The organism is Streptomyces sp. OfavH-34-F (assembly GCF_022347745.1).
Taxonomy (GTDB): domain Bacteria; phylum Actinomycetota; class Actinomycetes; order Streptomycetales; family Streptomycetaceae; genus Streptomyces.
Genome location: NZ_JAKRGC010000295.1, coordinates 1 through 8,046 on the forward strand (window position 1 = coordinate 1; position 8,046 = coordinate 8,046).

Here is an 8,046-nt window from a genome sequence, read left to right on the forward strand (position 1 = left end):
CGACTGCCGCCGCCCCGGCCGCCGTACCGGAGCCGCCGGACCCGGACCCGGCCCCGCAGCCGCCCGGCCGGACCGCGCGCGCCTTCCTGGACACCCTGTCCGAGCTGGACGCCGAGGAGCTGGTGGAGGAGCTGGCCGCGCGCGGGTTCCTGGAGCCCACCGACGCCCCGGCCGCCGAGCAGCTCCGCGCCGAGGGGCTCGGTTTCGAGCTGGCACCCGCGTCGCACGGGCAGGCGTCCCTCTGGTTCATGCAGCAGGTCGACCCGGACGCCGTCCCCTACAACTTCATGGTGACCGCCCGCATCCGGGCCGCCGTGGACGAGGAGGCACTGGAGGACGCGGTCCGGGCCGTGGTCGCCCGCCATCCCGCCCTGCGCACCCTGTTCGTCGAAGCCGGCGGCGCCCCGGTCCAGCTCATCCTGGACGAGCCGGTCTACGAGTTCACCGTCGTGGACGGCCCGGACCTGGACGACGAGCAGGCCCGCGAGGAGCTGGCCGCGCACGGGCACCGGCCGCTCGACCTGGACGACGGACCGCTGGTGCGGGTGGTGCTGCTGCGGCGCGGCCCGGCCGACCACCATCTGCTGGTCCTGGTGCACCACATCGCGTCGGACGCCGCGTCGGCCGACGTCATGATCCGGGAGCTCCAGGAGTGCTACGGCGGCGCCGACCCGGCCCGGAACGGCCCCGTGGCCCCGTACACCGCGTTCGTGGCGGCGGAACGGGAGTGGCTGGACGGACCGGCGGCCGGGGCCGCGCTGGACTGGTGGTCCCGGCAGCTGGCCGATCCGCCCGCGCACCTGGACCTGTCCCCCGCACAGCGCCCGCCCGGCGTCACCTACGAGGGCCGCGACCTGGCCTTCCGCTGGAGCGCCGAGGAGTCCCGGCTGCTGCGGGAGTTCGCGGTGCGCGAGGGGGTGTCGGTCAGCACCGTCGTCCTGGCCGGCTTCTTCGCCACGCTCAACCGGGCCGCGGAGGTCGAGGACGCCGTCCTGGCCACCGCCATCGCCCAGCGCGGCGAGCCCGGCTGGGAGTCGGCCATCGGCTACTACCTGAACACCGTCCTGGTCCGCGCCCGGCCGTCCGGCGCACGCAGCTTCCGCGAGCTGCTGGGCGAGGTCCACGCCTTCTCGCTCGGGCTCCTGGAGCACATGAACTACCCGCTCGACCTGCTGGCCTCCGAGCTGAAGCCGGTCCGGGCCGAGGGCCGGTCGCCGTGGTTCGACGTGGTGGTGAACTGGCTGTCCTCGGACGCCTTCCCGCGCTCCGTGAAGCTCTTCCACGGCGTCGGCTCGACCGTGGACCCGGACGGCCCCCTGCCGCTGGAACCCGTACAGGTACGCAGGCACCTCGCCAAGTTCGACCTGGAGATCTCGATGGCCGACATCGACGGCGAGGTCGCGGGCCACGTCCAGTACAAGCCCGACTACCTGGAGCGCGGGACCGTGACGGACCTGCTCGCGCTCTACCGCACCGTGCTCTTCGACTCGATCGCCCGACCGGACCTTGCGCTGCGGGACATCGCGCCCGGCAGCCGCCCCGAGGGGACAGACAAGTGACCGACACGCTGCACTCCGCATTCATCGAGCAGGCCGCCAAGGACCCGCTGGCGCCCGCCGTCTACTCCGAGGCCGGCGTCCTGAGCTACGGCGAACTGGACACCCGCTCCCGCGCGCTGGCCGAGCGGCTCGTCGCGGACGGCGCCGGGCCCGGCGTCCCGGTGGGCATCTGCGTCGAGCGGACGCCCGATCTGCTCGTCGCCGTGCTGGCCGTCCTGCGCGCCGGTTCCTGCTACCTGCCGCTGGACCCGGCGTACCCGGCCGAGCGGCTGGACTTCATGGTCCGCGACAGCGGCACCCGGCTGCTGCTGACCACCCCCGCCTCGCGGGCCAACTGCCCGGCCGGGCCGACCGTGGTCCTGCTGGACGGGGCGGTGACGACCGAGGCCGGTGAGCGGCCGGTGCCGGTCGTGCCGGACGACACCGCGTACATCATCTACACCTCGGGCTCCACCGGCCGGCCCAAGGGCGTGGCCATCCACCACCCCGGCTGCGTCGCCATGCTGGCCGAGCTGGACCGGCTCTTCGCCGGCTGCGACCTCAGCGGCGTGTCGGCGGCCAGCTCGATCTGCTTCGACATGTCGGTGATGGAGATCTTCGGCGCCCTGTGCCGGGGCGGCGCGGTGATCCTGGTGGAGAGCGCCGTCCATCTGCCGGAGAGCCCGTACGCCGACCGGATCACCCACCTCAACGTCGTTCCGTCGGTGATGAACGGGCTGCTGGACGCCTCCTGCCTGCCGCCGAACGTACGGACCGTCGTGTTCGGCGGCGAGCCGCTGCGGCGCAAGCTGGTGGACCGGGCCTACGCCGAGACGGGCGCCGAGCGGGTCTTCAACGCGTACGGGCCGACCGAGGGGACCGTGTTCTGCTCGTTCAAGCTGGTGCCGCGCGACGGGACGGAGGAGCCCACCATCGGCACGCCCTCGCCGGGGGTCCGCGCCTACGTGCTCGACGAGCACCAGCGCCGGGTGGCGCCCGGGGAGCCCGGCGAACTCTGCATCGGCGGGGTCGGCCTCGCCCACGGCTACGTCAACCGGCCCGAGACCACGGCCGACCGGTTCGTGCCGGACCCGTTCCTGCCCGGCGAGCGCATGTACCGCACCGGGGACATCGTGTCGTTCACCGAGGACGGGGAGCTGCGCTTCGCCGGCCGCGCCGACCACCAGGTCAAACTGCGCGGCTACCGCATCGAGCTGGAGGAGGTCGAGGCCCGGCTGACCGGCTGCCCCGGCGTCCGGGAGGCCGCCGCGGCCGTGACGGGCCGCAGGCTCGTCGGCTACGTCGTCCCCGCGGAAGGCACACCGGAAGGCGCACCGGAAGGCACACCGGACGGTGTCCGCCTCGACGCCGCCCTCCAGTCCGCCGTCACCGCGCGGCTGGCCGCCGAGCTGCCCGACTACATGGTGCCCGCGACGATCGTCTGCCTGGACGCGCTGCCGCTGACGCCGGGCGGGAAGCTCGACCGGGCCGCACTGCCTGAACCGCCCGCCGCCACCGCCGAATCCGGCCGTCCGCTGCTGGCCGCCACCACGCCGACCGAGGTGGCGCTGTCCGAGATCTGGGGGCAGCTCCTCGACCTCGAACCGGCGTCCATCGACGTCCGGTCCGCCTTCTACGACCTGGGCGGCGACTCGCTGCTGCTCATCCGGCTGGCCCGGCTGACGACCCGGCGGTTCGGCCGCCGCGTGCGGGTGCCCGACCTGTTCAGTTTCCGCGACATCTCCTCCCTCGCCCGCTGGCTCGACGACGAGAGCGGCGCCACCCCCGAGGTGGTCGCCTCCGCGCGCCGCCGCGCCGGCACCCGGCGCGCCGCCCTGCGCGGGCGCGGCAACTCCACCGGCAGCTGAGACACCCCGACTCACGACCCGAAGAGGAGCCTTTCCATGACCGAGAGCCCCGAGCAGGAGTACGAGCCGGGCGATGTGGCCGTCATAGGCATGTCGTGCCGGGCACCCGGCGCGGCCACCAAGGAGCAGTTCTGGGACAACCTGGTGCACGGCAGGGAGACCGTGTCGTTCCTGTCCAAGGACGAGATCATGGTCGACGAGACGCTGATCCACAGCCCGTACTACGTGCGGGCGTGCGGGGTGCTCGACGGCTACGACCGGTTCGACCCCACGGTGTTCGGCATCAGCGACCGGATGGCGCACGCGATGACGCCGGAGAACCGGCTGTTCCTGGAGAGCGCCTGGGAGGCGCTGGAGGACGGCGGCTACGACCCGGACCGGGTCGAGGCCGAGGTCGGCGTCTACGGCGCCAACAACCCGCAGACCGCGGCGCTCTACAGCTCGCCGCCGGACCGGGTGTCGGTCGGCCCGGAGGCGATCGAGGCGAGCCTGGCCTGGTCGCCGGACACGATGACGTCCAACGCCCTGTACTACATGGGGCTGACGGGTGAGGCCGTCACGCTCGCCGCGGTCTGCGCGGGCTTCCACTACGCGGTGCACATGGCCTGCCAGTCGCTGCTGCTGGGCCAGACCGACCTGGCGATCGCGGGCGGCGCCATGGTCCGGCTGCCGCATCCGCGCGGGCACCTGTGGGAGGAGAACCGCGTCCTGTCCAAGGACGGCCACTGCCGCCCGTTCGACGCCAACGGCACCGGTACGGCGCTGTCCAGCGGCGTCGTGACGCTGCTGCTCAAGCCGGCGGCGCAGGCGGTCGCCGACCGCGACCACATCTACGCCGTGGTCAAGGGCTCGGCCGTCAACAACAACGGGGTCAGCGCGATGGCGTACGGGCTGGCGCAGCCGGAGCGGCTGAGCGCCTGCATCGCCAGTGCCATGGAGGTCGGCGGCGTCACGCCCGACACGGTGTCCATGTACGAGGCGAACGGGCTCGGGCTGCCGATCACCGACGAGCTGGAGGTGCACGCGGCGACCATGGCGTTCGGCAAGCAGACCGGCATCAGCTCCATCGGCGGGGTGAAGGGCAACGTCGGACACGGCGGTGTGGTGTCGGGCGGCTTCGGCACGATGAAGGCCGTCATGTCGCTCTACCACCGCAAGCTGGCCCGGACGATCAACCTGACGGACGTCAACCCGGACCTCGACTTCCCGAGCACCCCGTTCCTGCCCCAGCTCGAAACGGCGGACTGGCGGCCGGAGTCCGGCGTCCGCCGGGCGGGCATCACCTCGATCGGCGGCGGCGGCTACAACGCGCACCTGGTCCTGGAGGAGCCTCCGGCCCCCGCCGACCGGGAGCCGGAGGCGGTGGGGCGGCCCCGGCTGGCCGTCCTGTCCGCGATGGACGACGAGGCGCTGGCCGAGCAGCGGTCGCGGCTGCGGGAGCGGCTGCTGGCGGACCCCGGACTGCGCCTGGACGACGTGGTGTTCAGCCTCGCGATGGGCCGCCGGGTGATGGACCGCCGGTGGGCGGCGGTGGTCCGCAGCCGGGAGGAGCTGATCGACGCCCTCGCCGGCGGCGGCGCGCAGGGCCGGGCCGTCAGCACTGCGGACGCGCCCCGGGTGGAGGGGGAGTCCTTCCACCACACGGACGGCGGGATCACGCTTCCGGACGGGGACCTGTCGGCGCTTCCCGCTCTCGCCGCGGCCTGGGTGAGCGGCCGGCGGGTGGACTTCGCCGCGCTGCACTCCGGGGAGGCCGGCCACCGCGTGCCGCTGCCGACCTATCCGTTCCGGCCGCGCCGCTTCTGGCGCACGGACTGGTGACCATGAGCACTCCGGCTCTCGGCACCGTGGACCTGGGCGACCCGGACACCTTCGCGGACCACGGCCTGGACGCGTTCTGGCGCACCCTGCGGGACACCGCTCCGGTGTACTGGAACCCTCCGGCCGGCGGGCGCGGCGGGTTCTGGGTGCTCTCCCGCCACGAGGACATCCTGGCGACCTACCGGGACGACGTGCACTTCACGTCCGAGCGCGGCAACGTCCTGGTGACGCTGCTGGGCGGCGGCGACGCGGGGGCGGGCAGGATGCTGGCCGTGACGGACGGCCACCGCCACCACGAGCTGCGCAAGATCCTCCAGCGGGTGCTGTCGCCCCGGGTGCTGGCGGAGGTCGCGCGGTCCGTGCGGGCCAACACCCGGGAGCTGGTCCGGGAGGCGGCGGCGGCCGGCGGCTGCGACTTCGCCGGGGAGATCGCCGGCCGCATCCCGATGACCACGATCTCGAACCTCCTCGGGGTGCCCGGGGAGGACCGGGACTACCTGCTCAGCCTGACGAAGACCGCGCTGTCCACGGACGACGAGGACGTCGACGAGGTGGACTCGGAGATGGCCCGCAACGAGATCCTCATGTACTTCATGGACCTCGTGGAGGAGCGGCGTGAGGCGCCCGGCGACGACGTGATCAGCATGCTGATCGGCAGTGCGATCGACGGCGTTCCGCTGTCCGACGAGGACGTCGTCCTCAACTGCTACAGCCTGATCATCGGCGGCGACGAGACCAGCCGGCTCACGATGATCGACTGCGTCCGCACGCTCGCCGCCCGCCCCGGCCAGTGGCAGCGGCTCAAGCGGGGCGAGGTCGCGGTCGATACGGCGGTGGACGAGGTGCTGCGCTGGGCGTCGCCCACGATGCACTTCGGCCGCAGCGTCGTCCGCCCGGTCGAGCTGCACGGCGTACGGCTGATGCCCGGCGAGATCGTCACGCTCTGGCACGCCTCGGGCAACCGGGACGAGCGGGTCTTCGACCGGCCGGGGGAGTTCGACCTCGGCCGCACCCCCAACAAGCACATGGCCTTCGGCTACGGCCCGCACTTCTGCGTCGGCTCGTACCTGGCCAAGGTGGAGATCGCCGAACTGCTCATGGCCCTGCGGGACTTCACCACCGGTTTCGAGCAGACCGAACCGGCGCGGCGCATTCGGTCCAACTTCCTGACCGGGTTCGCCACGCTGCCCGTGCGGTTCCATCCCGACCACTCCGGACTGAAAGAGGTCGACCGATGAACGGCAATCCCTTCGACGGCGGCGACGGCGACGGCGCCCGGCCGGTGATGCGCGCGTGAACATCTACATCTCAGGACGGGGAGCCTTCGCGGTGCAGGTGGCGGAAGCCCTGCTGGACGAGGGGCACAAGATCGCCGGGGTCGCCTCGCCCCGGCTGCGCAAGGGGCACTCGGACGAGGAGAACGCGGCGGCCTGGGACCGCCTGCGCGCCTGGGCGTTCCCCCGGAGCATCGCGTGGACGGACGCGGCCGAGCTGCGCGCGATGCACATTCCGGACGGCGTGGACGTGATCATCGCCGCGCACTCGCACGCCTTCCTCGGCCGCCGGACGCGGGCCAGGGCGGGCGTCGCCACGATCGGCTACCACCCGAGCCTGCTGCCGCTGCACCGCGGCCGGGACGCGATCCGCTGGACGATCCGGGACGGCGACAAGGTGACGGGCGGCAGCGTGTACCACCTCACCGAGCGCACGGACGGCGGCCCGCTCGCCGCCCAGGAGCACCTGCTCGTGCCGCCGGGCTCGACCGCGCAGAGCCTGTGGCGCGAGCATCTGGCGCCGCTCGGGGTGCGGTTGCTGCTGCGGGTGGTCGCGGATCTCGCCAGCGGCCGGCACGTCGAGGTCCCGCAGGACGAGCGGCTGGCGACCTGGGAGCCGGCGATGGGCGCGCCGCCGCTGTTCAAGCCGGAGCTGATCGCGCTGCCCGGGACGACGCCCGTGGAGGGCGGCAAGTGGGCCATCCACGCGCCGTGAGGGCACGGTGCCGGCCGCCGGCGACGGCGGACCGGCACGACAAGTTCGGCCATATCCGGCCATTCATTGGCCGGGGACTGGTCTTCAGGGGAGCGGGCCGACCTGCCGATGCTGGAGGCAACGAGCCTGAAGGAGGCCTGCCATGGGCGACGTGCTGTGGGCCCTGTCCATCCCCGCGCTGGTCTGCGCCAGCGGTCTGTACGCGGCCGGCGCCGCGTGGTGGCGGCGCCGGCACCCGGCCCCGCCGTCCCCGTACACGCGCCGGGCCGCGCTCCTGGCCGAGGGGGCGGCGCTGGCGGACGCCGAGCGGATCGTGGCCGAGGCGTACGGAACGCTCGGCGCCCTCTACGACGGCCGCCCCGCCCCGGCCCGCCCCTCCCCCGCACACCACGCGGGCGCCGCGCCCCAGGAGGTGTCGGCCTAGGATCGGCCGTCATGGCCGGTCATCGGGGGCCCCGGCGCGACACCCGGGGCATCGTGGACGCGCCCGGGCTGTTCGCACGCGTACGGTTCCGGCGCCGCGCGCCCGCGCCCGAACTGCGGCCGTTCCTGGAGCACTACTGGCTCATCGACTGGGACCTCGACCGGCCGTACGCCTCCCGGCTCGTCCCGCACCCGAGCGTGAACCTGGTCTTCCAGCGCCATCCGGGCTGCGCCGACGAGGCGGCGGGGTACGCGGAGGTGGCGGGCATCGGCCTGGAGCTGTTCACGCAGAGCCTGGCGGGGCGCGGCCGGGTCTGCGGGGTGCAGTTCCGGCCGGGCGGCTTCCGGCCGTTCGCGCCCGGCGCGCCCGTGTCGCGGTGGACGGGCCGGCGGCTCGCGGCGGCCGG

7 protein-coding genes are annotated in these 8,046 nt (G+C 73.7%); all 7 read left to right on the plus strand.

Features of this window, described 5'->3' with window-relative positions:
* Positions 1-1,559 (plus strand): condensation domain-containing protein (locus MHW47_RS28695; protein WP_239226671.1); only part of this gene is annotated, 1,559 nt, incomplete at its 5' end.
* On the plus strand, positions 1,556-3,406 hold the full coding sequence (locus MHW47_RS28700; RefSeq protein ID WP_239226672.1) for a non-ribosomal peptide synthetase: 1,851 nt from the start codon (positions 1,556-1,558) through the stop codon (positions 3,404-3,406). The genes MHW47_RS28695 and MHW47_RS28700, both read left to right, overlap by 4 nt.
* Positions 3,407-3,442: 36 nt before the next feature.
* Positions 3,443-5,227, plus strand: a complete 1,785-nt coding sequence (locus MHW47_RS28705; RefSeq protein WP_239226673.1) for a type I polyketide synthase — start codon at positions 3,443-3,445, stop codon at positions 5,225-5,227.
* Positions 5,224-6,465, plus strand: a complete 1,242-nt coding sequence (locus MHW47_RS28710; RefSeq protein ID WP_239226674.1) for a cytochrome P450 — start codon at positions 5,224-5,226, stop codon at positions 6,463-6,465. The genes MHW47_RS28705 and MHW47_RS28710 overlap by 4 nt, the downstream gene beginning before the upstream one ends.
* 55 nt (positions 6,466-6,520) lie before the next feature.
* Positions 6,521-7,216 carry a formyltransferase family protein gene (locus tag MHW47_RS28715; protein WP_239226675.1) on the plus strand — a complete coding sequence of 232 codons (696 nt, stop codon included), beginning with the start codon at positions 6,521-6,523 and terminating at the stop codon, positions 7,214-7,216.
* Between the two features lie 142 nt (positions 7,217-7,358).
* Entirely contained in the window at positions 7,359-7,640 is a 282-nt protein-coding gene (locus MHW47_RS28720) for a hypothetical protein (RefSeq protein ID WP_239226676.1), read from the plus strand.
* Between the two features lie 11 nt (positions 7,641-7,651).
* Positions 7,652-8,046 (plus strand): DUF6597 domain-containing transcriptional factor (locus MHW47_RS28725; protein ID WP_374230165.1); only part of this gene is annotated, 395 nt, incomplete at its 3' end.

Coding starts and splice junctions, on each gene's coding strand:
- MHW47_RS28720 (WP_239226676.1), top strand. CDS start 7,359: ATGGGCGACGTGCTGTGGGCCCTGTCCATCCCCGCGCTGGTCTGCGCC.
- MHW47_RS28705 (WP_239226673.1), top strand. CDS start 3,443: ATGACCGAGAGCCCCGAGCAGGAGTACGAGCCGGGCGATGTGGCCGTC.